General features: G+C 43.0%; 24 protein-coding genes, 1 other RNA gene and 1 pseudogene. 11 read left to right on the top strand and 15 right to left on the bottom strand.

Annotated features, from left to right (window positions below):
* Positions 1–98: 98 nt before the first annotated feature.
* The 10 genes from JMX63_RS08180 to JMX63_RS08135 all read right to left on the bottom strand — a co-directional run bounded on the left by JMX63_RS08180 (position 99) and on the right by JMX63_RS08135 (position 6,230).
* Complete coding sequence (locus JMX63_RS08180; RefSeq protein WP_201571964.1) at positions 99–686, bottom strand: hypothetical protein; 588 nt, start codon at positions 684–686, stop codon at positions 99–101.
* Positions 679–1,206, bottom strand: coding sequence for a hypothetical protein (locus JMX63_RS08175; protein ID WP_201571962.1), 528 nt, complete (start codon positions 1,204–1,206; stop codon positions 679–681). The genes JMX63_RS08180 and JMX63_RS08175 overlap by 8 nt, the downstream gene beginning before the upstream one ends.
* Positions 1,193–1,474 (bottom strand): hypothetical protein, encoded by a 282-nt coding sequence (locus JMX63_RS08170; protein ID WP_201571961.1) that lies wholly within the window; start codon positions 1,472–1,474, stop codon positions 1,193–1,195. Before JMX63_RS08170 ends, JMX63_RS08175 begins: the two co-directional genes overlap by 14 nt.
* Positions 1,467–1,754: a hypothetical protein gene (locus tag JMX63_RS08165; RefSeq protein WP_201571960.1), complete on the bottom strand. Its 288-nt coding sequence runs from the start codon at positions 1,752–1,754 to the stop codon at positions 1,467–1,469. The genes JMX63_RS08170 and JMX63_RS08165 overlap by 8 nt, the downstream gene beginning before the upstream one ends.
* Complete coding sequence (locus tag JMX63_RS08160; protein ID WP_201571959.1) at positions 1,751–2,005, bottom strand: helix-turn-helix domain-containing protein; 255 nt, start codon at positions 2,003–2,005, stop codon at positions 1,751–1,753. Before JMX63_RS08160 ends, JMX63_RS08165 begins: the two co-directional genes overlap by 4 nt.
* Positions 2,006–2,008: 3 nt before the next feature.
* Positions 2,009–2,299 carry a helix-turn-helix transcriptional regulator gene (locus JMX63_RS08155; RefSeq protein ID WP_227673292.1) on the bottom strand — a complete coding sequence of 97 codons (291 nt, stop codon included), beginning with the start codon at positions 2,297–2,299 and terminating at the stop codon, positions 2,009–2,011.
* 120 nt (positions 2,300–2,419) lie between these two features.
* Positions 2,420–3,589, bottom strand: coding sequence for a hypothetical protein (locus tag JMX63_RS08150; RefSeq protein ID WP_201571958.1), 1,170 nt, complete (start codon positions 3,587–3,589; stop codon positions 2,420–2,422).
* 120 nt (positions 3,590–3,709) lie between these two features.
* On the bottom strand, positions 3,710–4,951 hold the full coding sequence (locus JMX63_RS08145) for a tyrosine-type recombinase/integrase (protein WP_201571957.1): 1,242 nt from the start codon (positions 4,949–4,951) through the stop codon (positions 3,710–3,712).
* Positions 4,952–5,114: 163 nt separating this feature from the next.
* Positions 5,115–5,473, bottom strand: a transfer-messenger RNA (tmRNA) gene (gene ssrA, locus JMX63_RS08140).
* An 85-nt stretch (positions 5,474–5,558) separates the two neighbouring features.
* Positions 5,559–6,230 (bottom strand): alpha/beta hydrolase, encoded by a 672-nt coding sequence (locus JMX63_RS08135; protein ID WP_201571956.1) that lies wholly within the window; start codon positions 6,228–6,230, stop codon positions 5,559–5,561.
* Positions 6,231–6,676: 446 nt separating this feature from the next.
* Between JMX63_RS08135 and JMX63_RS08130 the strand changes: the two genes are divergently transcribed.
* The 4 genes from JMX63_RS08130 to JMX63_RS08115 all read left to right on the top strand — a co-directional run bounded on the left by JMX63_RS08130 (position 6,677) and on the right by JMX63_RS08115 (position 11,292).
* Positions 6,677–8,047, top strand: coding sequence for a glycerophosphodiester phosphodiesterase family protein (locus tag JMX63_RS08130; protein ID WP_201571955.1), 1,371 nt, complete (start codon positions 6,677–6,679; stop codon positions 8,045–8,047).
* A 231-nt stretch (positions 8,048–8,278) separates the two neighbouring features.
* Positions 8,279–9,058 carry a response regulator gene (locus JMX63_RS08125; protein WP_201571953.1) on the top strand — a complete coding sequence of 260 codons (780 nt, stop codon included), beginning with the start codon at positions 8,279–8,281 and terminating at the stop codon, positions 9,056–9,058.
* A 16-nt stretch (positions 9,059–9,074) separates the two neighbouring features.
* Positions 9,075–10,856 (top strand): two-component system sensor histidine kinase CreC, encoded by a 1,782-nt coding sequence (gene creC, locus JMX63_RS08120; protein ID WP_201571951.1) that lies wholly within the window; start codon positions 9,075–9,077, stop codon positions 10,854–10,856.
* 235 nt (positions 10,857–11,091) lie between these two features.
* Complete coding sequence (locus JMX63_RS08115) at positions 11,092–11,292, top strand: hypothetical protein (RefSeq protein ID WP_201571949.1); 201 nt, start codon at positions 11,092–11,094, stop codon at positions 11,290–11,292.
* Positions 11,293–11,466: 174 nt separating this feature from the next.
* Here the strand turns inward: JMX63_RS08115 and aroC are convergent, their stop codons facing one another.
* Positions 11,467–12,570, bottom strand: a complete 1,104-nt coding sequence (gene aroC, locus JMX63_RS08110) for a chorismate synthase (protein WP_114700845.1) — start codon at positions 12,568–12,570, stop codon at positions 11,467–11,469.
* A gap of 144 nt (positions 12,571–12,714) precedes the next feature.
* Entirely contained in the window at positions 12,715–13,887 is a 1,173-nt protein-coding gene (prmB, locus tag JMX63_RS08105) for a 50S ribosomal protein L3 N(5)-glutamine methyltransferase (RefSeq protein WP_101206117.1), read from the bottom strand.
* A gap of 340 nt (positions 13,888–14,227) precedes the next feature.
* Here prmB and JMX63_RS08100 point away from each other — a divergent pair, with 340 nt between their 5' ends.
* Positions 14,228–15,631 carry a L,D-transpeptidase family protein gene (locus JMX63_RS08100; protein ID WP_193834241.1) on the top strand — a complete coding sequence of 468 codons (1,404 nt, stop codon included), beginning with the start codon at positions 14,228–14,230 and terminating at the stop codon, positions 15,629–15,631.
* Between the two features lie 172 nt (positions 15,632–15,803).
* On the opposite strand, the gene JMX63_RS08095 is transcribed toward JMX63_RS08100, so the two are convergent.
* Positions 15,804–16,016: a hypothetical protein gene (locus JMX63_RS08095; protein WP_102094255.1), complete on the bottom strand. Its 213-nt coding sequence runs from the start codon at positions 16,014–16,016 to the stop codon at positions 15,804–15,806.
* A gap of 275 nt (positions 16,017–16,291) precedes the next feature.
* Between JMX63_RS08095 and JMX63_RS08090 the strand changes: the two genes are divergently transcribed.
* The 5 genes and pseudogenes from JMX63_RS08090 to JMX63_RS08070 all read left to right on the top strand — a co-directional run bounded on the left by JMX63_RS08090 (position 16,292) and on the right by JMX63_RS08070 (position 23,647).
* A complete protein-coding gene (locus JMX63_RS08090) occupies positions 16,292–18,031 on the top strand; it encodes a TIGR00341 family protein (protein WP_201571947.1) in 1,740 nt (579 codons plus the stop codon).
* A 154-nt stretch (positions 18,032–18,185) separates the two neighbouring features.
* Complete coding sequence (gene alaS, locus JMX63_RS08085) at positions 18,186–20,858, top strand: alanine--tRNA ligase (RefSeq protein WP_201571945.1); 2,673 nt, start codon at positions 18,186–18,188, stop codon at positions 20,856–20,858.
* Positions 20,859–21,215: 357 nt separating this feature from the next.
* Positions 21,216–22,502: an aspartate kinase gene (locus tag JMX63_RS08080; RefSeq protein ID WP_057759246.1), complete on the top strand. Its 1,287-nt coding sequence runs from the start codon at positions 21,216–21,218 to the stop codon at positions 22,500–22,502.
* Positions 22,503–22,925: 423 nt separating this feature from the next.
* Positions 22,926–23,093: pseudogene (csrA, locus tag JMX63_RS08075) on the top strand (carbon storage regulator CsrA); the annotation flags it as partial.
* Between the two features lie 179 nt (positions 23,094–23,272).
* Positions 23,273–23,647, top strand: a complete 375-nt coding sequence (locus JMX63_RS08070) for a HopJ type III effector protein (RefSeq protein ID WP_057759243.1) — start codon at positions 23,273–23,275, stop codon at positions 23,645–23,647.
* A gap of 131 nt (positions 23,648–23,778) precedes the next feature.
* Here JMX63_RS08070 and JMX63_RS08065 read toward each other — a convergent pair whose 3' ends face one another.
* Together JMX63_RS08065 and JMX63_RS08060 are read right to left on the bottom strand one after the other, a co-directional pair.
* On the bottom strand, positions 23,779–24,090 hold the full coding sequence (locus tag JMX63_RS08065; protein WP_057759241.1) for a YeaC family protein: 312 nt from the start codon (positions 24,088–24,090) through the stop codon (positions 23,779–23,781).
* 55 nt (positions 24,091–24,145) lie between these two features.
* Entirely contained in the window at positions 24,146–25,150 is a 1,005-nt protein-coding gene (locus JMX63_RS08060; protein ID WP_179798759.1) for an NAD(+) kinase, read from the bottom strand.
* Positions 25,151–25,469: 319 nt separating this feature from the next.
* Between JMX63_RS08060 and JMX63_RS08055 the strand changes: the two genes are divergently transcribed.
* Positions 25,470–26,192, top strand: coding sequence for a Bax inhibitor-1/YccA family protein (locus JMX63_RS08055; RefSeq protein WP_057759239.1), 723 nt, complete (start codon positions 25,470–25,472; stop codon positions 26,190–26,192).
* Positions 26,193–26,277 lie beyond the last annotated feature (85 nt).

Genomic DNA, 26,277 nt, shown 5'->3' with positions numbered 1-26,277 from the left:
CCTTGCTTGTGACTGTTTAGGCTGGCGCGTGGCTCTGTACTTCTTGTAGTAGCTTTTGCGCTTGGCGTGCTTACGGCTCTGTTTTGGAGGGTAGGTTTTCATTGGCTGCCCTCCTTGCCGTAACGAGTCATTGCTAGGGTTTCTTTGATTGAACCTAACTGGCTTTGCAGTAGTTCGTGCCACGTTTCAGTGGTGTCATGTGTTAAGCGTGCCATTGATATAGCGACATGAGGTTCTATTTTTTCATAGTGAATAAGTGCTAACAGCTTGCCAATGTCACTTATAACAACGGCTGCGCTTTCAAGATCACAAGCAATATCTGATAACTCAAAAGATGACATAACAATAACTTCATTGTCGTTTGCTTCGGTCATGTCTATTACTGTGCGTTGGCTGGTTTTCTTGCCACTGTATAGCGTGGCTATCGCTTGGCGGTTGGCTGGCGTGTCGTGGAATAGTGACGGCAAGGCATCTTCAGGACTGCTACGCCCATCAGTATCAAAGGTATATTCTATATTTGCATGACGGATAACAAGGCGTTTGCTGTGCTTGTCTTTGCTCGATTGCAGCTTGTAGCTTTGATTGCTTACAGCTGCCCACAGAACGCTATCACCTGCTTTGAATGTGGCTGGTGTGCGATTAGTAGTGGTTTGAGTGTTTGAGGTCGTACGGATTGAATTAGGCATGATAGCCTCCTGTTAATTTTTGAGTATGTGCCACGCTATACGGTAAAAGTATAGGGTGACGGGTCTTACTCTCGGTCTTAACAGTGACCGCCCCGCATATTCGCCTTTCGGCTATTTTATTTTGCAGCGTCAACCCGTCATAGTCGGTTAGCAAGTGATTTGCTATAGATATGATGGTTTGCCCCCTTGATACGCTTAAATAAGCATGTGGGGCTATGCTTGAGTAGATAGGGACAGCTTGAGAGGCTGCGCTATTATCAGGCACAAAAAAAGCCAAAGGTTTACGACTTGGCAAGTCGCTGTTAAGTTTTGAGAGGTCTATATAGTAACCATTGTTGGTATTGGTTGCAATCGGTTTTGGTTGTACTGGCTGGCACGCGATTAGTGACAGTAGCAAGCCAATACCTGCCACCCATGCCATAAAGATAGTAAATCTAAGTAGTAAGCTACGTTTGTGGGGCTGGTTGTCGCTGTGCTGCCCGTGGTCGGCTTTTAGGTCATTTCTGTTATCGTTGGTCATTTCTTACGTCCTCCACGTTAAAGGCGATTTCTGCTATGCGTTTGGATAGCTCTTTTAGTGACTCCACTTGTCGGCTGCCTGTTGGTATTGCACAGCGTAAAGCTAGCATCTGATTTTCTACTTCTACTATCTCTATCAGGCTGTTAATGGCAGTCACATTGGCGTGTAAAGTAATGATTAACTGGTCGATAAAGTCATCAGGTATCATCAGCACACCCTTGTCTTTTAGCCTGTCCATGACTTCATTTATAAAAGTGTCATCACTCATAGTCATTCACCTTGATTTCAGGTAGTAAGATAAGCTGCTCCATGATGTCCTCGCTTATTTCCTCAGCGTGTTGGCTTATTCTAAATAAAGCGGACTGTACGGCTGTTAAAACGCCTTTGCTGGTGGGGTCGTCTGCTAATGCCTTGTTTAGTGCATTGAGTGCATAACCTAAGCTCTCACATTCGTTTGAATAGCTTTGAATATAGTCATCTACTACGCTAAGCGTATGGCTATCTACTGCTACTAGACGCGGTTCTAATATGTCGTTTGATTGGCTCATGATTGCACCCCACTAGCGTCATCATCGTTATTGATCGGCTGGTCTATCCAGTAGCGTTTAAAGCGTTTGCCGTTGTTCTTTACCCATTCATCTTGAATGGTTACGCCTTGATCTCTTAGCTCACTGACACGCTGTAAAAAGCACGTTATGTTGTAGAGGTCGTACGCTTCATAAGTGGATAGAGTCTTACCTGCTAACAGGTGATTAAGAATGATTTGCTTGTACTTCTGCTTTGTTTGCCGTGTGTTCATGATCTACACCTCGCTAGTGGTTGAGGTGTGAGAATTAAGCCATTCGTGAACGTCTGCATAGCTCCATGCTGTCATGGTTGGTGATAGTTTTCTGCCAGCTGGGAAACGTCCATCTTTTGACCATTCAAACAAGGTGGTTTTGCTAAAAGGTAGGAACGGCAAAATATCCTTTGCTCTGCCCATGCCAGTAGTAGGCAGTTGCATAGCTGGACTGTTTGCGGTGGTTGGTTCGGTATCGTGAGAGGTGTTATCAGTAAAAGGAATTACTGGGGTGTTTTGGGTTGGGTGTGTCATGTTCATAGCTCCATGTAATGTATTGAGCCGTAAAGTTGCTCTACGGCTTACATGGGCTATGTTAGGGGGTGGGGTTATTTATGGCATTGCATTTGCAATCGCAAAATTGCAGCTGCAATATTAAATTTCAGTACGTTTTATTACTTCAGCTAATACATCATTGGCTATTGAGAATAAATCATCTACGTTACGTTTGCTTAAACCTGCAATCTTCATTTCTTTAATAGTTCTCGATAACTCCCCCTGTATAGGTGCTTTTTTAGCGTTATCATTATCACTATTTGCAAAATAACTTTCAGTAATATCAGGGTTTAATAGTAGGTTTTTGAGAACAGCAATAAGTGAATAAGCTTTATCTGTTGTCGTAGTCTTATCGTTTTGACTTGTTTTATCTTGCAACTCTTTTAATTTACGCTCTAAAACCATAGGATATGAATTTGATAGGTTATCTTTATATTCATCTGGAACTTTAATTACTATTTTTTCATTATCTTTACTAAACAAGCCTTCATGATTATCAATATGTATTACTGGGCTAATATATTCATTGTATATTTCAAGCAAAATATCGTCATTAAAGCCCTCAATAATCTTTTTATCTTCAAACAATATTATTTTTAGTTTAATTGATGGAATACCTAAGCATTCATCAGTTAAAAAAAGCCGTCCATCATCAAAAGCCTTTTTTACGTAGTCTTTAGCAGCTAAATAGTCCCATTCCTTGCACACATCAAAAGCTCCTATTTTTTCACTCATATGTCGTGGTAATTCACCTGCTATCAGGCAACAAGCTTCGAAAGGTGAAAAGTATGGGCGATTGTACATTGACTTGACACCGTGTAACTCTTCAAAAGTATTTATTAGGTCTTGCATTTCATCAGCTTTAATTTCATTAAGCGTTTTGTTCTCGTTATCCTTATGGTTTTCACCAATAGGAATAGGAGGATAGCTAATATCTTTGAAACTAATTAAGTCGCTAATTTTAATTTTAACGTTCTTATATTTCCTATAGGTATCTTCTTTAATACTCCCTTTATATAGCTGCCCATAGCTAGAAATATCATTTAATAAATTTTCTAAGATAGACTTATCATTGATAGCATACTCAAAATAATCATTGAAATTATATGTATCTACATTCATATGAAGCTTAATAAACTTCATTGCATTTGCCATTTCTGCGATATTGAGATCACTAGCATCAGCATATGACTTTATGAGTAAGCAAGCATTAATATAATCGCTTTCTATATCGTTTTTTCTCGTTTTATATTTCGCGATAAATTCCACAATTAACACCCCTACACCCTTTAATTAAAATAGGTGCAAGGCAGTGACAGCATAAGGGTGTGTAAATAGCTGTCGTTCGGGTAATTAATCCTAGCCTTGCATGGTCGTTACAGCATGATATTAGCCATGCTTTTGTGTTTGTTGTTTGAAGTCTGCACGGATCACGTTGTCCAGCTTGCCAGCGTAAGCATCATCAATGAAGTTTGCCCACTGGTTCATCATGTCTATTCTGTATGGTAGGTGCTGCGCTCCATTGTATGCTGCGCTTATCTTGTTCTCTCTGTCATGTGCCAGCTGTAGCTCTATCGCTTCGTGCATAAACTCTTTTTCATGTAGTGTGGTACTGGCAAGCCCTCTAAAACCGTGCCCTGTCATTTTGCCTTTATAGCCCATATTCCATAGGGCATTAATAAATGCGCTTTGGCTGTACGGCTTACGAGTTGAGGTATTAAAGAAAACGTACTGATCCGAAAAACCTAGCTCTTTGATCTGCTCCAATATCGCCATTGCTTGTGGTGCTAGTGGCACAATGTGCAAACGCTTGGCTTTCATCTTATCGGCTGGTATTCGCCACAAACCGTGTTTGTAGTCAATCTCTGACCATTCCATGAAGCGTAATTCATTGGTACGCACAAACGTATAGCATAAAAACCATAAGCCTAGCTTCACCAGTACATCACCTTGATAAGCATTGATGTCTGTTAGTAGCTTTGGCAGTTGCTGGCTAGTAATGCGGTGATGGTTGGTTGTTTTGTGTGGTTTGATTGCTTCGGCTAGGTCAGTGGCTGGGTTATGTGTAGCTAGTCCATTGCGTATGGCGTGTTTAAATATCTGCCCTACTTCTCTAATGGTACGCCTTGCCATTTCATTAGCTCCGCGGCTTTCTACTGCTTTGCCAATGGCTAATATATCAGGCGCGGTTATATCGTTGATGTTCTTTTGACCGATGGAGGGCTTAACATCGCGCATGTAGGCGGAATAGTTACGGGTAAAGGTGCTTTCTGCTAGGTAGGTTTTACGTTCTGCATACCATGACTGGGCTATGTTATCGAAAATATTTAAACCGTCTTGGCTGGCTTGCTGCTCTTTTTTATGATCTTTAGGGTTCACACCATCAGCTATTAAGCGTTTGATCTCAATATTGCGCTGTCTTGCGTTCTGCAAGCTCATAACTGGATAAGTGCCAATAGTGAGGGTTTGCTGTTTACCTTGCCAACGGTATGCGCTGATCCATGACTTAACGCCCGTATAACGCACCCATAATTGCAGCCCGTTACCGTCACTATGCTTGTCAGGTCGCTTTGTATCAATCGAGGTGCTACTAGGCTGTAGCTTATTGATGACGGTATGAGTTAAGGGCATTGGGCTATCCTTTGTTGGTATTGAGAGTGTGTATAAACTCTAATACCAACAATAATACCAACATTCTATATGGTTCGCCATACCCCTACGAGGTAGTGAAAACCCAAAAAACGCCCAAAATAAAGGGCTAACAGTCTATGACGGTCAGCCCTTTATCAGTGTTTGGTGGAGATGGCGGGAGTTGAACCCGCGTCCGCCAGCATTACGCTCATGAATCTACATGTTTAGTTTCTGTCTTTAGTTTTAATCCGCACCGATCCGACAGTCAGGATGGATTGGACGATTCTCTACTTTTGAACCCAAGCAATTGAGACAATCACTTGTGGCGAGCCTACATGCGGACGCTTCAACTTAGTTAACCAACTGTAGGTGATCAGCAACTAAGTAAGCAGGATTTAAGCTGCTAGAGCGTAAGTTTCGTCGTTTGCGACTATAACAATATATGTTTGATTAACGAGAGGACATACACTCTCGACATGCATCATTGAGTTTCATCACCAGCGTCGAAGCCAGAACATCCCCAATAAGACTGGCTATTATATAGGAGATATCGGTTAGGTTTCAACCTATAATTAGCCTGCATTACATTACGTTACAGCTTAATAATTTACGCCAAAACAGTGTTTAACCATTTGCCAATATTGTGAATCTGCGGCATACAGACTTGATGTGCCATCGGATACGTATTATAAGACACATTATAGTCCTTTGCCGACAATAACTGCTGGGCTTGCTCACCTAGGATGACAGGTACGACTGGATCATGAGAACCATGTTCAATCAAAATCGGCATGTCTTTATTGGCAGCACTATACTCAATATTGTCATTGGTTGCTAAGTAGGTAGAGAGCGTCATCAAGCCAGCCAAACGTTTTGGATAACCAAGTGCCACATGATACGCAACTGCCCCGCCCTGCGAAAACCCTGCGATAACGATATGCTCTGGTAACACGCCGCGCTCTATCTCACGACTAATCAAATCTTGTATCTGCTGAGCAGACTCTTCAATTTGAGCCACATCTACTTTACGCTCTAGACTCATCTCTATGATGTCGTACCATGCTGGCATCACCATGCCGCCATTTACCGTGACTGGGCGTTTAGGTGCATGTGGGAAGATAAAACGTACTGCCATATCATCAGCCAACCCAAGCTGCGGTACAACTGGCTCAAAATCATGACCGCTAGCACCTAAACCGTGCAACCAAATCACTGCGCGATCTATCTTTTTTTGAGAGGGATTGTGCTCAACGACGACTGCGTCTAAATAGTTACTCATAGTTATCCTTAATAATGTAGTGAGATATGCCTTAAGCATTTCTATATTTTTTGCCAAGATAATGTGTGTGTCATTATATGGTCAATATCATCTGTTAGTTTGAGAGTATGGTCAATAGTGAGGTACCAAACGGACAGTAGCGAAAATGTGAACAGTATAAGAAGACACGTATGACTTTACGACCGATAAGCTCAGTACTATCAAGCTTAAAACTATCAAGCTTAAATACTGTCAGCTGTCTATTCTTTAGTACATGTGCCTACAATTGTATCCGCATTAATGCTAAAGTTTTACAAGGCCAATTTCCTACAAGGCTAGGCTCTTACAACAATGTCACGACCTTTAGTGGTTTTTAGCAAACAGCAATCAATAGTCAAACGTTAATTTTTCAATTCCTATCCATACGTCCGATGGGATTTTTTTATAATTTTGCAGGAACATTTTACATGACAATTTCTAATAAATCAGCGCTTGAGCTGAGTAAGTACACGCTGGCTAAAGTTAATAAGATGAATCTCGCCTTACCTTTAACGCTGATCAGCTCATTATTGATAGTAGGCTGCACTACCGATAGCCGCTCAATGCTCACATCAAAAGCCCCTTTATCGACAGCGCAACCGCAATCACAGCCACAATTGTCCTCACCTGTCGCATATACCTATGGAGTGCGTCCGTTTTATCTGATAAACGATATGGACGAAGGACCACTAAAAGAAGAGCTACAGGCATGCAGGGGGCAACTGCCAAGTAAGACAGACTTCTCTATTGCACATCGAGGTGCGCCATTACAGCTCCCTGAACATACTTATGATAGCTACGTGGCGTCAGCACAAATGGGTGCTGGCATCTTGGAATGTGATGTCGCTTTTACCAATGACGGTGAGCTTGTCTGTCGTCATGCCCAGAACGATTTGCACACCACTACTAATATATTAGCCACGCCGCTGGCCAAGCAATGTACCGTACCGCCCATCTTAGATGCTAAAGGCAAACTTACTAATGCCGAAAGTATCGAATGCCGAACCTCAGACATTAGCGTTACTGAGTTTAAAACCTTGACGGGTAAGATGGATGCTGCCAATAAAAAAGCAACCAGTATTAGTGAATATATGAATGCAACCGCGCCTTGGCGAACGGATTTGTATTCACAAAATGGTCAGGTAATGACGTTAAAAGAGCATATCGCGTTGGCTCGCAAGCTGGGTATGAAGCACACGCCTGAGCTAAAAGCACCTGCAGTGACCATGCCGTTTAACGGCTATCGTTTGAACGATTACCGCCAACAGCTGATAGATACTTATAAGGCAGCGGATGTACCTGCAAGCGATGTATTTGCCCAGTCATTCAATATAGAAGATCTTGATTACTGGATCAAAAACGAGCCAGCTTATGGGGCTAATGCCGTTTATCTGATTGATGACAGCAATGAGACCGCTAAGGATAAAACATTTGATAAAGATGACGCAAGCACATGGAAGCACTCATTGGCTGATATCAAAGCACGTGGCATAAACACCATCGCTCCAGCACTTTGGTTGCTAGTCACTACTGATGGTAAGGGAAATATGCAACCATCAGAATACGCAAAACAAGCCAAAGCCAATGGTCTAAAAATCATTACTTGGTCGATAGAGCGTTCAGGGCCATTAACGGATGGTGGCGATTGGTACTATAGCGGTCTTGGTGATGCTATCAACAATGACGGTGATATGATGAATTATATTGACGTACTAGCGCAAGATGTCGGTGTCCAAGGCATTTTTTCAGATTGGCCCGCTACAGTGAGCTACTATGCCAATTGCAAAGGTCTTAAGTAAGTTTTCGCTTAGTCTATTAATAAACAACCATGCTTAATCTTCGTTACCAAGGCCAGCTTATTTATTGAGCTGGCCTTTTTTTAAATGCATTAAAATAATTACATCGCATACTATCTACTGAGCACCCTACTTTTCCATTAACTTTTCACACCATTTAACCCGTGGCAACAAGAGCAGTCTGCTGTTTTGTGCTACGATAATTTACTAAGCCTATAAGACGATGTAGAGACTATGACCCATATTTTACTGGTAGAAGATGATCCTGCGATCGCGATGTCGCTTAAGGTTACCTGCAAGCGCGAAGGCTGGCAAATAACTTGGTTGGATAATGCCAGTAGTGTGTTACCCATGTTGCATAGTCATAAAGCACAAGATCTATCGGCGATCATTATGGATGTCGGTCTACCAGATGGTGATGGCTTGAGCCTATGTCAGCAAATACGTCATACGCCTGATATCGACGCCTTAAAAGATTTGCCTATCGTGTTTTTGACAGCGCGTAGCGATGAGGTCGATCGTATTCTAGGATTGGAGATGGGCGGTGATGATTATTGCGCCAAACCCTTTAGTCCACGTGAATTGGTCGCGCGTTTAAAAGCCATTTGGCGACGTGAACAGCTAATTCAGCAGTCAGGCTCTCATACCATAAACTCAAATGAAAGTACTGATAATACTTCCTCGCATAATCTTTCAGGACAAGCATTAACGTTTGAAAATCAATCTGGCGTTTGGCATTATCAACCGCTCAATTATTCATTAACGTGGCAAGAACAGAAGCTGGAACTTAGTAATACTGAGCGCAAAATTTTGCTCACATTATTACAAGCACCGCATCAAGTCTTTAGCCGTGAGCAATTGCTTAGCGCAGTAAGTGACTATCCTGACCACCGCTTGGCACGCACTATAGACAGTCATATCAAATCAATTCGCAAACAGCTTGCTATGGTAGATGCTAATGTCGATGTCATCCATACGCATCGCGGACTGGGTTATGCATTATGTCCCGCTTAACAGTGGCTGCTAGTTTATGAATAATAAAACCAATCCTGCTGAAAACGATATTCATAACGACCAAAGCAATTGGTATGCTAAATTGCACCCCATTGGTACTGCTCAGCAAGCCCCTAAACGCAAACGACTGCTCAATTTAAGTATATTTTTTAGAATTTGGCTAGCCGTTGCGTTGGTGCTCGTCATATGCGGCGTGGTGGTGTTTACTCAATTGTTTGGCTACGTCAAGCCAACTGCGCAACAAGTCATCGAAGACACGCTCTTAGACACCAGTAAATTACTCGCGGCCAGTCTACAGGTGCCGTTATCTACAGGACAGCTCTATGATGAGAAATATCAAGCGCAACTTGATGCTGCATTTGTCGGCATGCCAGCGATGGACGAAACACTCAGTCCTGTCGATCGAACCAAAAGCTACAGTAGCTTTCGCGTATATGTGACAGACAGTAGCGGCATAGTCATTTACGACTCCCTGCCCAGACCTGATAATAATGAAGGGCAAAACTATGGACGCTGGAATGATGTCTATCTCACGTTAAAAGGACAATACGGCGCGAGAAGTACACTGCAAGATTATCAGCGGCGCGATGGTTCGGTCATGTATGTGGCTCAGCCCATCAAAAATCCGTCTGGAGATATCATCGGTGTGGTCAGTGTCGGTAAGCCTGTCGCTAGCGTATTGCCTTATTTAGATGACACACGTAACCGCATGCTTATCACCGCACTACTTATCAGCATCGCTGCCCTTATACTGGCAGGTCTAGTAGCATGGTGGCTCAAGCAGAGCATTACCTTGGTGACTCAATATACCAGTGCATTGGCAGAAGACACTAAAAAGCCCTATTTCTATCTGGGTCATGAATTAAACAGCCTGACAGATACTATCGAGACCATGAAGCATCGACTCGAAAATCGTGCTTATGTCACTGATTATGTCCATACTTTGACCCACGAGCTAAAAAGCCCTTTGACTGCCATACGCGCCAGTAGCGAGCTGTTAGAGGACGATGGACTAGATGGCAATAAACTGGATAATGAAGATCGGCAGATGCTTATTGAGACTGTTGGTGAGCAAAGCGTAAAAATGCAGCAGCTCATCGACCGACTACTGCTACTTGCGAAAGTAGAACAGCCTACCTTTAAGCTCAACCGACAATTGGCTTCCCTATTACCGCTTTTGCAAAGTTTGATCAGAGATAATACAGCCAAGCAGCAACAGCAGAATCTATACCCTATCGATATACATATTGATAATAAGAATGTGACCAATACTGCAAACTTGCCAGTAGAAGTATTGGCAGCGACTAGTGTGTATGCTGACCAATTTTGGTTAATACAGGTATTGCAAAATGTGCTTGATAATGCGATACACTTTGCAAATCGTACCGTTGATATCACTTTGCATAGCACTGCTCGAACCGTCACTATCGATATATTCAATGATGGTAAACTACTACCCGAATATGCTGTTGCAAAAGCATTTGAGCGTTACTTTAGCTTATCTCATCAAAGCCAACCCTCAGCTCAAGCAACGAATCACACAGACAGCAATGACCTATATAAAGAGTCGGCAGATCCAACGACTGAGCCGAGGCAGACTGATTATAATAGTAATACGCTTAAAAAAGGTACTGGCCTTGGTCTAACACTAGTAAAGCAAGTAATTGAACATCATGGTGGTCAGGTAGCCATTAATAATGTTCATGCCAACGATAATAAAATTAGCCCTGATAACACTGATACTGGTAAAAAGCAGCTTTCTGGTGTGATGGTTAGTATCACCCTGCCCTTAGCTTGAGAGTAATAATTTATAGTCGATTCAATTTAAGGGTAGTACAAGGCAACCGAGTGCAGATGTATATGTGATACTTCAAGCGAGGTTAACGCTGTAATACTTTTATAGTGGAATGACTATATATGGATTCATCAACTTTCCATCATGACTACACAAGATTTCTACTTCATTGTTTTACGATAGCACTAAGATCTGTTGAACCGTCAAATTCGTAAAGTAAATTAGGAGTAGAAAATCTATGTCACATCAATTAACGGATAACCCTATTATCAAGAGCCTAATCGGCTTTAGCCGTCATCACTGTACACAAAATTTATCAAGCGAAGGCGTCGATAGTATTGAGTTTGGTCATTGGCTCGCGATTCCTAGTCAGCGGTTGTTATTGGTGTTTCGACATCAACAGTGTGTGGCTATCGATGAGTATCAATTGGCAGCCTAATACTTTACTCACTCAATGCATTGATTGTATTTAAATATAATTCACATTAGGGTCTGTTGAACATTCAAATGTGGTGCTGGCAGTCACTATAACAATCCATAAAAAAGCCCTTTATCATTTCTAGTATTAAACTACTGGAAACAACAAAAGGCTGATTACTCTACGACAAAAATACTAAGTAATCGATTGTACTGGCGGCTTCACATCCGCGTTTTGACCACGGTGACGCAGATAATGATCAAGCACTACAATCGCTAGCATTGCTTCGGCAATAGGCGTAGCACGCACACCAACGCAAGGATCATGACGACCCTTAGTCAGCATATCAACTGCTTCACCTTGAGTGTTGATGCTCTTGCCAGCAGTGGTAATACTAGACGTTGGTTTTAGCGCAATACTTACACGGATATCTTGACCTGATGAGATACCGCCCAAGACACCACCAGCATGGTTGGCTGCAAACCCATCTGGGGTCAGCTCATCACGAGCGCTATGTCCGAATTGACCTGCCACCGCCATCCCATCGCCAATCTCGACACCTTTGACCGCATTGATACTCATCATCGCATGAGCGATATCAGCATCTAAACGATCAAATACTGGCTCGCCTAAGCCTACTGGCACACCGCTCGCAATGATATCAAGGCGCGCGCCACAGCTAGTACCTTCACGGCGCAAGTTATCAATCAAGGTTTCAAAACGGCCAATCGCTTCTTTGTCTGCACAAAAGAACGGATTGCTGTTTACAAATTCCCAATCGATCTGGTTTGGGTCTAGTACATTACTATGCTCGTTACCGATTTGAGTCACATGACCGCGGATTTGAACACCCAGACGTTCTTGCAAATACTTCTTGGCGATAGCACCAGCAGCCACTCGCATAGCCGTCTCACGCGCTGACGAACGACCGCCACCACGATAGTCACGGAAGCCATATTTCATACTATAAGTATAGTCAGCGTGTCCAGGACGGAAAGTATCTTTGATATCGCTATAGTCTTTAGATTTTTGATTGGTATTACGAATCAATAGACCGATAGACGTACCTGTAGTTTTACCTTCAAATACGCCAGAGATAATCTCAACTTCATCAGACTCACGGCGCTGGGTTGAATACTTAGACGTACCCGGTTTGCGACGATCCAAATCTACTTGTAGGTCGTCTGCAGATAATGCTAAACCTGGTGGTACGCCATCAACGATGGCCATCAGGCCTGCGCCATGTGACTCACCGCAAGTGGTGACCGTAAAAACCTGCCCAATACTATTGCCTGCCATAACTGTCCTTAAACAAGTAAACGCTACTGATGACTATGTGACCAATCACTCATGGTTATTGCTTATACTGCTTATAATGAGTAATTGTATTGTTATTTATAGTTTCGGCTCGTGCAGCCGATGTCTATCCGACCCAATATCTGTCTATTGAAGGCTATCTAATAGCTGAACATAAGAGGCAAACAATTGACGGTTTGAGACTAGCTCATCATAGGTAATCGCAAAGACACCATGACCGCCATGTGCAAACTTCAACCAATCAAACTGGATTTCAGGATAGGCTTGTTTTAGTGCCCATTCGCTGTCACCTACTTCACAGATCAGCAAACCATCTGGGCTAAGGTAATCTGGCGCTTCAAATAAGATACGATGTACCAAATCTAAGCCGTCTTGGCCAGCTGCTAGTGCATGCTCAGGCTCATACAAAAACTCAGGCGGTAAATCTGCCATGATAGCCGCATCGACGTACGGTGGATTGGTGACGATAAGCTCATACTGGTTTTCAGCAGGTATCTTGGCAAACAAATCAGACTCGATTACGTTTACTTGATGGCCAAGATCATGATGATCGACATTGACCATTGCCACTTCTAATGCGCCTTTATCGATATCAACAGCATCGACCAACGCATCAACGAAACGGGTAGCAAGCGCGATTGCGATACAACCAGAGCCAGTACACAAGTCCAAGATACGCTCAGGCTGCGACAATTGCTTCACATCCAAGCCATGGTCATAAAATACCGCTGACTTTTCGTTCGGACTGACACCCAGTGGTTTGGCCAATTCAGTAACTTCAAAGTACGGATGGAACTGCTGACGAATCAACTCTGCAATCGGTGAACGCGGGATAAGAACACGCTCATCGACATAAAAAGGCAGGTCGCAGAAGTATGACAAGTTAATTAAATAACTGAGTGGCTTACGTTCAGCGATACGCTCTTCTAATAGTCCTAGTACCAACTGTTTTTCAGACGTGGTCAGACGACAGTCTAAAATCTGCTCATTAGCAGACCAATCGAGAGACAAAGAGTGCAAGACAATGGCTGACGCTTCTGCAAACTCATCGGTCGTACCTTGTGCAACAACGACGTCGTAGTTACGCAGCTGCGTGACTGAAAAACGAATAAAGTCGCGAATACTGACAAGCTGCTCACGTGCTTCGTTTAGCTCTGCATGTAAGTTAGCAAATTCATCGTGCTCACCAAGAAGTCCAGTCTCTAAATCATACTCCATCTCACCGTCTAAGCCTTCAGACTCATCATTGAAGTATTGGTTTTGAAACTCTTCTGCACTCATTGTTTGGTCTTCTGACATATCGCACCTTGTGGATTAACTGCTAGCGGGTTAAATTGCTTTTTGCTAAAAATCGTTATATTAAATAAAATTCAGTCATACATTATAGACGTAAACCTCTAGTAGCGCCAATAACTGTCATTTTTACTTGCACAAAAAATAGTGCGAATAATGGACAGTTTGCGTAAGAATCGAGCACGACGCCATACACACCTTGGTTAAATTATTACCCAACTGTAGCGAATACGTCAGCAGTTGACGTTTGGCAAGTCTTAAATGCAAAAAGATGTGTCAAAAGTTTGCGATGCAATCAAATTATGCGCATAATAGCCGCATTAGTAGCAACCACAAGTGACTCAATATGATGAAAATAAAGCCAATTATTACTGCCATATCTATCGCAGCTGTAAGTGCTAGTGTAGCCGCACTTGCTGCACCTGCCGATAGTACTCGCACATTGCCAGTACGCACGGCTGACGCTATGCCAGGTCTTGCCAAAAAGGTTAGCCTTAATGTGCAAGAAAACCGTAGTCGCTCAGATGGCGCTGCTACTGTACAGTTAAATACAGAGAAAGCGAAACCAGTCGACAGCATGAACCAGCTTATCAATAATAAGCAAGAAGCCAATCAAAATGTGCCAGCCCCAGCTGCTGACAATATGAGTGCAGCAGAACTGACGCGTAAAGATGAGCAAGCTGACCGTAACGATGACATTAGTGAAGGTCAAGCCGTCGCTGCGCCTAGCGACCTATCATCTATCGACTCGTCTGATCCACTCGCTTTTGAGTTGCCAGAGAGTGAGAAGCGTCAAGACTTTAGCGATGATCCGACCATCAAAAACATCGAAGACAAAGATGGTAAGAAGCATACAACGCTGAACTTGTCGAACTATGCCAAGCAAGTGAACGGTGCTGTTTGGTCACCTAATATGAAAGTCAACTCAGCGATGACCATCAAAATGCAGGCGCTGCTCGATTGGAACCATGCTTCTCCTGGTCCTATCGATGGCGGTTGGGGCATGAACAGCAAAAAAGCCCTTGTTAACTTCCAAACGATGAAAGGCTTGCCAGCGACTGGTAAAATGGATCAAAAAACTTGGGACGCCTTGGTTAAAAACATCCCTGCAAACAAACCTGTCCTTGTCACTTATACGTTGACCGCAGACGATATCAATACCAATTTTGCGACCACACCTTCTGGTTCAGAAGCGAAGTCAAAAATGAAAGGTCTTTATTATCAAGATATCAAAGAGATGTTAGGTGAACGTTTCCATATGGATGTACGTTACTTAGACAAACTCAACAAAAACAAAAAGTATGCTGTTGGCGAGACTATCACAGTGCTAAATACTCGTGACAAGCTGAATCAACGTATCAATCGCGTAGTCGCCAACAAAGCCGACAAAACATTGTATGCCTACAATGGTGATAAGTTGGTTGCTACTTATCCGACGACCGTTGGTAGCGATGCCACACCATCTCCAAAAGGCACGTTCAAAATTATCAATAAAGTAAAAATGCCTTGGTATAAATCAACCGTCGGTGAAGGCGCTCAAAAGAAAGTTCATATGATAGCACCAGGACCAAACAACCCAGTCGGTGTCGTTTGGATGGGATTATCTAAGCCTTCTTACGGTTTACATGGCTCACCAGTACCTGAAGGTATCAGTCGTCAAGGCTCAGCAGGTTGTGTTCGTTTGACCAACTGGGATGTGTTAGAAGTTTATGCCAACATCGAAAATGGCGCGGTTGTCGAACTTCAATAAATAGAACTGTATTAAATCTAGCTTCGATGCTAGTTAGCAAATATTTTTAATGATGACAAAAAAGACCTCAATATTGAGGTCTTTTTTTGTTTGTTGATGGGCGGTTCCACTTCACATCGATAACACTTTCACATCGATAACACTGCTTGTCTTTGTGTCTTACTGTTCGCCTTTATGTCTTATAGCCTTCCTCATTGCCAGTAATACTGCCAATTTTTTTGGTAAAGAATAATCCTGCAGGTATCGAAGCTAGAACGCCCAATCCCACTGCTATTTGAATATGAAATATCTCATCGAACCCTGTAATGAGAGCACCAATCATAAAAAGTCCGATAGTCACAGTAGCTGCCATTGAGTAGATGACAGAAAATAACGGCCAGTTCATAAATTATTCCTTATCTTTATTGTGGATATAATATATTTAACCTTAATTCCACAAAAAAAGTAAGTATTTATCGTGAACCCTTGTAGCATCTATATTGAATGACTTTAGAATAAAAACCATGCTATTATTAAGGTTTTAGACTTAATCATAAGAAATACCAGTTCTTACTCCCACCTTCTCTCAACTCTTTTTTATATTTTCAAGAATCTCCTATATCTTTATCTATTTATCATTACAATAATGACTTTCTTTATCTACTAAGAACGCTATCTGCTATGTCCTCATCTGAAAAAAATACTGCGTCTAACTCAGTGGATCAAAATGATTCATCAGCCACTACTGACGCCTCTCACAATCAAGACGCGACAATCGATCCAGTAGTTGATGATGCCGCTGTAGACAATGATGAAAGCGAAGACAATCAACACAAACAATCGACTGATACAGATGGCGAAACAGACTCCGAAGTAGACACTGAATGTGCGCAGCCACCTGACGCTGAGATAACCATGGAAACCATCAGTGACGATGTGGTCGTAGCAACATTGGAATCGACAGAACCTGAGTCACAGTCAAATACTGAAGCGTCTGAGATTGCAGAGTCAGAAACTATAGAAGCGAAAGAAAAGTCCGATTTCTTCCAGTCGGATACGGCAGAAACAACAGAAAAAAGTGCTCGAGATGATAGTGATGCTGAAGTAACGGTAGAAGTAGAAGACGACCCTGCTGATGACACAAATATCGCAGCACAGTCATCAGATAACAAAACAGCCAATCAACAAAAAACAAAAAATGCATCTAGTCGCGATGATGACCGTCAAAATAATGACTCAGAAGATAAAAGCCAAAGTAAAGACACTGATGTAGAAGATAGCGACGCTCAAAAGTCTCAAGATGAAAGTGACGAGGATGAGGTTCAAGAGGAAAAAGAAGCCAAGCTTGAATCTTATAAGCAGTTTGTCGCCGAGCAATTCAGCAATCAAAAGGTAGATTACCCAGAAGTACGGGTTAGGATTGAGGCGAACGCACTGCCTAGCAAGATGTACTTCATCATGAACATCTTATCTGCCATTATTGCCAGTTATGGGCTAGTGACCAATTCAGCAGCCGTGGTCATCGGAGCTATGTTGGTTGCGATGATGCTAGGCCCTATCACGGGTATAGCGCTAGCGATTATCGATCACCGTATGCCATTGCTACGTAAGTCGCTCTTTACCGTCATTATCGGTGTCTCACTGGTGGTATTAGTCGGCTTTATCGTTGGTTGGCTACATAAAGATCAACCGCTAACGGCAGAAATCCTATCACGTACCCAGCCTACTTCCATGGATCTGATGATTGCCTTAGCAGGTGGTACTGCTGGCGCGTACGCGATGGTATCTCCGCATCTCTCGGTTGCTGTTGTTGGCGTTGCGGTTGCCACAGCCTTAGTACCACCACTGGCTGCTAGTGGTATCTTACTCGCTAATGGCGAGATGCAGCTTGGGCTTGGTGCGCTGTTATTGGCAGCGACAAACATTCTTGCTATCCAGTTTACCAATGCGCTTGTATTATGGGTATTAGGCTTCCGTCGTTTGGTCGATGACGATTATAAATCCAATACTTTTTTGACTTTTTTGCAGCGTAACGCGGTGACTTTATTACTACTCGGGGGCTTAGGTGCCTACTTGACTATCAATTTACAAACCAATGCTAAGCAGCAAGTATTTGAGAGTAGTGTAAAAGAAGCCATCAACAACTACTTTATCGATCAAGGCAATGTATTAACCAATACGCAGTTTGATACCTCAGAAGAGAACCAAGTGGTGCGGGCAATCGTACGTGGAGAGACTTTGCCGAGCTCATACGACGTACGCCAGATTGAGACACTCATCACTAATGATATGGCAGAGAATTTCCCAGAGTACTTGCCAATCAAGCTTCAACTACGCTATTTGCCTGTGCAAGTAATCGAGTCTAATCCAACCACACAAGACAAATTGGATGAAACGGATGCGGCAATTTTGACCAACTAGCCTGCATACTCTACAAATTAGGCAATGACTAGCACACGTATAATAACCTAGTAGTTATAACTCTTGTACCAAGAGCTTGGGCGTTTGTGCTAAAATCGCTTGCAAAATTATTTTATGTCATTTACTCAATTCTATCCGTCAGTAAGGAGCCGCTGTGAGCCAGCCATTTCGCTCAGCCGATATTCGCCAAGCCTTTATCGATTTTTTCATAAGCAAGCAGCACACCCAAGTTTCATCGTCTAGCTTGATTCCACACAATGATCCGACATTGCTATTTACCAATGCCGGTATGAATCAGTTTAAAGAAACCTTTTTGGGTATGGAACCACGTGACTATACACGTGCGGTAACCTCGCAAAAGTGTGTACGTGCTGGCGGCAAACATAATGATTTGGATAATGTCGGCTATACCGCCCGTCATCATACTTTCTTTGAAATGCTTGGCAACTTCTCATTTGGTGATTATTTCAAGCAAGCAGGCATCGAGTATATCTGGGAGTTTTTGACCTCAGATAAATGGTTATCGATTGATAAAGATCGTCTCTATGTGACTATCTATGAGACTGATGACGAAGCCTTTGAGATTTGGAATAAAAATATCGGTATTCCAAGTGAGCGCATCATTCGTATTGGTGATAACAAAGGTGCTCCTTACGCTTCTGATAACTTTTGGACGATGGGTGACACGGGTCCTTGTGGTCCTTGCACCGAAGTCTTTTATGATCATGGCGCCGATATCGAAGGCGGCTTGCCAGGTACCCCAGAAGAAGACGGCGATCGCTATATTGAGATTTGGAACTGCGTATTCATGCAGTTCAATCGTCAAAAAGACGGCACGCTATTGCCACTGCCAGCACCTAGCGTCGATACAGGCATGGGGCTTGAGCGTATTAGTGCCATTATGCAAGGCGTCCATGGCAACTACGAGATCGACTTATTTGTCCATTTGATGGATGCAGCGGCTGAAATCCTAGAGATCAATAACGAGCAACAATCATCATTGAAAGTCATCGCCGACCATATTCGTGCCGTGGCGTTTTTGATTGCTGATGGTGTCACGCCAAGTAATGAAGGTCGCGGCTATGTATTGCGCCGTGTCATTCGTCGTGCGGTACGTCATGGCAACAAGCTTGGCGCTGATAGTGAGTTTTTCTATAAAATGGTTGCGCCACTCGTCGCTGAAATGGGCAGTGCCTATCCTGAGCTACAAGACAAACAAAGCGTCATCGAAAGTGCTATTCAAAAAGAAGAAGCACAGTTTGCTAAAACACTGGCACAAGGCTTACGTTTACTTGCCAGCGAACTTGAAGGCTTACAAGATGGCGATACGCTATCTGGTGAAGCAGCATTTAAGCTTTATGATACCTATGGTTTCCCACTTGATTTGACCGCCGATATCACTCGTGAACGCGGTATTGCTATTGATGAAGCCGAATTTGATGAGCATATGCAAGCACAACGTGAGCGTGCGCGTGATGCTGGCAAGTTTGACGTCGATTACAGCAGTGTCATCCAAGTAGAAACGCCAACGACATTTATCGGCTATGAGCAGCTTGAAGAAGACGGCGTGACTATTGACGCGCTTTATCAAGACGGCAACCCAGCAGACAGCTTAACAGAAGGCATGGAAGGCGTTGTGGTATTAGATCGCACCCCATTTTATGCTGAAGGTGGTGGTCAAGTTGGTGAGCTTGGTGAAATCCGTACGGCATCTGGCGTCTTTGAAGTGCAAGATACCAAAAAATCTGGTCAGGCGATTATCCATTATGGTGTCGTGACCATGGGTGATATCAGCACTAAGCAAACCGCTGAAGCGCAAGTACTGTCTAGCATTCGTGCAGCCAGCGCCAAAAACCACTCGGCCACTCACCTATTGCACGCAGCGCTAAGAGAAGTGCTAGGCGATGCGGTCACGCAAAAAGGCTCACTAGTTTCAAGCGAAGTACTACGTTTTGACTTTGCTTATGACAAACCTGTCAGCGCTGCTGAAATCATGCGTGTTGAACGTCTCGTTAATGAGCAAATTCAAGCCAACACCCCTGCCCGTATCGAGCATATGTCGATTAATGAGGCGATGAACCAAGGCGCTATGGCACTGTTTGGCGAAAAGTACGGCAGTGACGTTCGAGTCCTAACCATGGGTACAGATCGTATCGTTGATGGTCAGCGCAAGCCTTTCTCTATCGAGCTATGTGGTGGCTTACATGTACAGCGTACGGGCGATATCGGTGTGCTAAAAATCACCAGTGAGTCTGGTATTGCGGCTGGTATCCGCCGAGTTGAAGCTGTCACTGGCATGAATGCGGTCAAAAACATTCAGCAAAGCGAGCAACAACTGAGCGAATTGGCAAGTCAGCTGAAAGTAAAACGTCCTGAAGTAGCGCAGCGTGTCCGTACTATGGCTGATAAGCAACGTGACCTAGAAAAACAACTAGAGCGTTTGCAACAAAAAATCGCCAGTGCTCAAGCAGCCAATTTGCTTGATGATGTACAAACGATCGCAGGTACGCCAGTTCTTATCAGCACCTTAAGTGGTATCGATGGTAAATCTATCCGTACACTGATGGACGACATCAAATCAAAACTGCCTGATAGTGTGATTGTATTGATTGGTGATAAAGATGACCAGTTAGCACTCGCAGCGAGCGTCGCAAAACCTGTCACTGCCAAAGTGAAAGCTGGTGATATTATTCGTCATTTGGCAGGTGAGCTTGGTGGTAAAGGTGGCGGTAAGCCTGACTACGCACAAGGCGGCGCACCGAAGTCTGGCAACAGTACAGCGGTTATCAGCGCTCTACCTGCTTGGATTGAAACCCAGCTAAGCTAAGCTAGCGAATACTAAACTCGTGAATATATTGGTATAGCGCGTCACAATGTACTTTATATTTATCGCATAGCTTTACTCTATTACACATAGAATACGTGATTGGTTATAACTACTATAACCAATCGCCATACATCTAAGCGCTCCTGAGGCTTAAAGTTATGCGGTAGATATGGTATAAAGGTCAACGTTTGGGCATATTGTTCATTCTATAAGGTTGATAGATACCATTAGAAGAATGAAAGACCTAAAGGCATAACTCTTATCATCTGGCTTTATCTATACAAGCATTGACGAGCATCACATTGACTCTCATCAATGACAATAAAAAGTCATTATTGAATAAATAGGTAGATTTTTATGGCGTTAATAGTACAGAAATACGGCGGCACCTCGATGGGCAGTATCGACCGCATCAAAAACGTCGCCAAACGAGTCAAACGCTGGCATGACAATGGTCATCAAGTGGTCGTCGTGGTCTCAGCCATGAGCGGCGAAACTAACCGTTTGATTGATCTAGCTCGCCAAATTAGCACGCAACCTGATCCTCGCGAATACGATCAGATGGTCTCAACAGGTGAGCAGGTTTCTATCTCACTACTCGCTATGGCGATTAAAGAGCTTGGTATTGGTGCCCGTTCAATGACTGGTCGCCAAGTAGCGATTAAGACCGACAACGCCCATAACAAAGCCCGTATCGAAAGCATCGATGACAAAAACATACGTGAGCAATTAGATGCTGGCAATATCGTTATTGTGGCAGGTTTCCAAGGTATCGACGAAGAAGGCAACGCGACCACATTAGGACGCGGCGGTTCTGATACCACAGGTGTGGCGATTGCTGCGGCCTTAGGCGCTGACGAGTGTCAAATTTATACCGATGTCGATGGTGTCTATACCACTGACCCTCGTGTGACCTCAAAAGCCAAAAAGCTTGAAAAAATTACGTTTGAAGAAATGCTTGAAATGGCCAGTCTTGGCTCTAAGATTCTACAGATTCGCTCAGTAGAATTCGCTGGTAAATATGGCGTGCCGCTGCGTGTACTTTCTAGCTTTGATGAAAACACAGACGGTAGCTTTGACCAAGAATTTCAAGACAACGTGGGTACCCTAATTACGATAGACGAAGGAGACAATATGGAACAGGCAATCATCTCAGGTATCGCGTTCAACAGAGACGAAGCAAAAATCTTAGTACGCGGCGTGCCTGACCATCCTGGCATCGCCTCTGCTATCTTAAGCCCAATTGGTCGTGCCAATATCGAAATCGATATGATTGTACAAAACCTTTCGGATAACGGTACCACTGACTTCACTTTCACAGTTAACCGCACTGATTTAGATAAGACGCTAAAAGTGCTTAACGAAGAAGTGAAAGATGAAATTGGTGCCAAAGAAATATTGGGCAACAGTGAAGTCGTCAAAGTATCATTGGTTGGTGTTGGCATGCGCTCACACGCAGGTGTTGCTAGTCTTATGTTCCAAACACTGGCTGAAAACAACATCAACATCCAAATGATTTCAACCAGCGAAATCAAAGTGTCGGTTCTGATTCAAGATCAACACTTAGAAAAAGCCGTTAAGTCATTGCACACAGCATTTGGCCTAGATCGTGAAGACGGTGAAAGCAAAATCGCTGGGCTATAAGACACAAAAACTGTTAAAATATAGCATTAGCATTGATGGTTATCTATTAATCGCTATTAATGCCTTTATATAGTATGTAGACAAACAGCATTTAAATTAATAGCGTTTGAATTAATAATATCTAAATAAATACAGTACTTAAATAAAATAGGATCTTTTTAGGTCCTATTTTTATTTTTTAGCATAGTTGAAATGAGCATTTACCTAATAGTTTTGTGAAAAACCGTGACAGTATCTGTTATGCCGCCTATAATGGGGCTTTCATTTGGGCTAAATGAATCTACCTATCATTACCGCTATTGGCACGATATCTGGCATCGTGATAATGGTTATATTGCGTGTTTGGTGCTGCGGTAATGTTCTGCAATTGAGAAGTAATCTGATGAGTAATAATTTGTTGATGCGACATAAGGAGTGTGACGCATGTTAATTTTGACACGCCGCGTGGGCGAAACGCTAATGATTGGCGACGAAGTAAGTGTGACGGTTCTAGGCGTCAAAGGCAATCAAGTACGTATCGGTGTAAACGCACCTAAAGATATTGCAGTACACCGCGAAGAGATTTATCAACGTATTCAGCATGAGCGTTCTGTACAGTCGCAAATGCAGCATCTTGAGCAAGGCAACTTTTCGCCTTCGTTTGATGACGAAGACTACTTTAATCGCTAAGCTAGCTAAATTATAATGCTGAACGCTCAACGGCTATTACCATCATTGAGCACACATAAATATTATATTGTTTTTTTAATCTGCTCTGAGGTCATTTATTTATGAGTATCCGCCAATCAGATGTATCGGCATTACTTAATGGTTTGAACAAAAAAGCCATTGGATTCAATGATGTCATCAGCTTTATCGATGATTTTTATCGCTATGCACCTGCCCCTTTTGTAAATGGGATGGTACATAATGCAGCCGGTGAAAACGAAGGTAGCGCAAAGATTTTTGGTTTTGCTAAGCACCATGGCCTGAACCAATTGGACACGCTTAAACTATTTGGCGAACATTATGCCAAGGTTCAAGCAACGCCTAATGGTACCGATCATGCCAATATCCGTAATTTTTTACATTGGGGCTGGCAAGGGTTTTTGATGCAAAAGAACCCGCTAACGGTTCGTCCTAGTGTCGATACGACTGCTATTTAATCATCTATGATGATTAAGCTATTTCTGATAATTTAATTATTGGTAAAGTAAAAAAAGCCACGCTATATAGCGTGGCTTTTTTATGGTAGTTGTTTTTATAACAACCATTATAGACTTACTTATTTGTAGATCTATTTATCACGGAACTTAACAGGCTGTACCGCGCCTTTCGGGTTCGGCATATTAGGATAATGATGCTCGTGCTCGACGTCACATTCAGCACCGACGACAGAGCCATCATCTTTTACGGGTTTATGAATATAACCTGTACGCTCGGCTGGCGGCAGGTGCTCATGCTCCCATACCATCACTGCTTGCATACAAGTCTCGCGCTGCTCAGCGGTAATCTTACGACCGTCAGGCCATTTACCTAGCTCAATCGCCATACGAAATTTATCAACCACTTCGGGCGTTAGACTTGCTAGTATTGTTTGTTTATCCATCTTACCTACTCTCCACTACCATTTTTTGTATCATATTTTGGTCTAATAGATACGCTTATTCATCGTCTATAATATCATCATCGACATCAAGACTGAATTCTTCGGCATGTACGTTCCAGTGCAGCTTTGTACGGCAGGCCTCATAAAAGTCAAACCCAGGTGGGTGCAACAAGGTAAGCTTATCAGGATGCTTACGAATATGGAGGCGCTGCTCTTGCTCAAGTGGCACGCTTGGCTTACCGTCCGCACTTACCATCGGCTGAGTACGATTGTCTTCGTGGATACGAATACAAACCTCACTATTACCGCTGACCACAATCGGTCTGCTAGATAATGTATGGGGATGCATCGGCACCAGACAAATAGCGTCCATACTCGGATGAATAATTGGACCGCCACCTGATAAGGCGTAAGCGGTAGAACCAGTCGGTGTTGCTGCTATCAAGCCATCACTATGCTGTCTATAAACGTCATGTCCATCAATTTTCATCTGAAAATCAATCATATGTACGGATTTACCAGCATGCAGTACGATGTCGTTCAGCGCCATGTCTTCATGGATAATTTTGCGCCCTTCTCGTATCTCCATCGTCAATAAGAACCGATGGTCCAGTTGATAGTCTCCCATCAATACTTGGCGTAACTTAAACGCAGCTTCATCAGGTTTTACATCTGCTAAAAATCCTAGACGACCACGGTTTACCCCTAGTACAGGTACACGGTAGCGTGCTAACGCTTCAGCAGCATGTAGTATCGAACCATCACCGCCAACCACAATAACCAAATCACAAATCTCACCAATCAAACCACGTTTGACGATTTTGACTCTTTCTATGTCTGTGAGGTCAAGCGTTGGCAAATTGGCCGTTTGTACATCCATTATCAAGGTCAAATTCATATCATTGACGGTTTGGGCAATCTGCACCAAGCTTTGAGTGACACTACGTTTACCAGCACGGCCCATTAGACCAATACGCCTAAAGGCAGGGTTTTTAATAGCGTGGAATAGCTCTGATTCATGTAAGTGTGGCAATCTTGCTGACTGCGCTGAGTTTTCCATAAAACGACTCGGTATAACGGTGAAGTACAAGGTAATGATAGCGATAAATGCGCGCTTAGACTAGCATGTTTATGAATTATCGTTGTTAACTGTCGTAACTGACCCCATATAAAAGCTATCGAATGTTTTACTTAGCCGAATCTGTCTGTTCAGTTTTTCAATTAGCGTATTGAGCGATACAGTAGCTCGATGCACTAGCAAATGAGCAGCCTGAGGTTGCACCGCAGCAGTTGTCACGCAAACACAGTTGACAATAATGGCGGTTTTGCTAAAGTAACTAACATCACTATTTTTATATTTTATTATTAAGGACTTATGTATGGCCAATCCTATTGTCAGTCGCGCAGAACTTGCGATCGGCGGTAATCCAATGACGGTCAAGGGTGTAATTCAAAAGACCAGCTTGTTACTTGGTTTATCAGCCATTACTGGTGTGGGCTTTTTCTTTTATGCGCTTATGGCAGGTTTATCGCAAGGTTTTATTACGATGGCAGCCTTTGGTAGCATGATTGCTGCGTTTGTTCTGGCGCTTTTTATTACCTTTAAGCCGCAAAAAGCCAAGACTTTGGCAGTGCCTTACGCCTTGTTAGAAGGTATCTTTTTGGGCGGCATCTCATTATTTTTCATGAGAATGTATCCAACAGTACCAGTCACGGCAATGTGTGCAACTTTCGTCACAGCTGCGGTTATGCTTGGTCTATATCGTTCAGGTTTAGTTAAGGTTACTGAAAAGTTCCGTTCTATCGTGACCTCAGCCGTGATTGCTATCATGCTTGTTTATGTAGCACAGTGGGTACTTTCTCTAGCGTTTGGCTCATCATTGCCGTTCCTATTTGAAGGTGGCGCTATCGCTATTGGCTTTAGCTTATTTGTCATCGTTATCGCTTCTTTCACTCTACTATTAGATTTCGATAATATTGATCGCGGTGTTGCGATGGGTGTGTCTGAAGATTACGAGTGGTTGTTCAGTATTGGTATTCTTGCAACCCTAGTCTGGATGTATATCGAATTTATGCGTCTGCTAAGCTATCTACAAGACTAATTTTAAGAGCGACCTAACAGTATCTCTGTATAGAAAAAACCGCCTTTCATTTGATGCAAGGCGGTTTTTTTATGGGCAAAATTTA

This window comes from Psychrobacter nivimaris (assembly GCF_904846365.1).
Taxonomy (GTDB): domain Bacteria; phylum Pseudomonadota; class Gammaproteobacteria; order Pseudomonadales; family Moraxellaceae; genus Psychrobacter; species Psychrobacter nivimaris_B.
The sequence above is the reverse complement of the archived record's forward strand: the minus strand, read 5'-3'. Positions and strand labels throughout refer to the sequence as shown.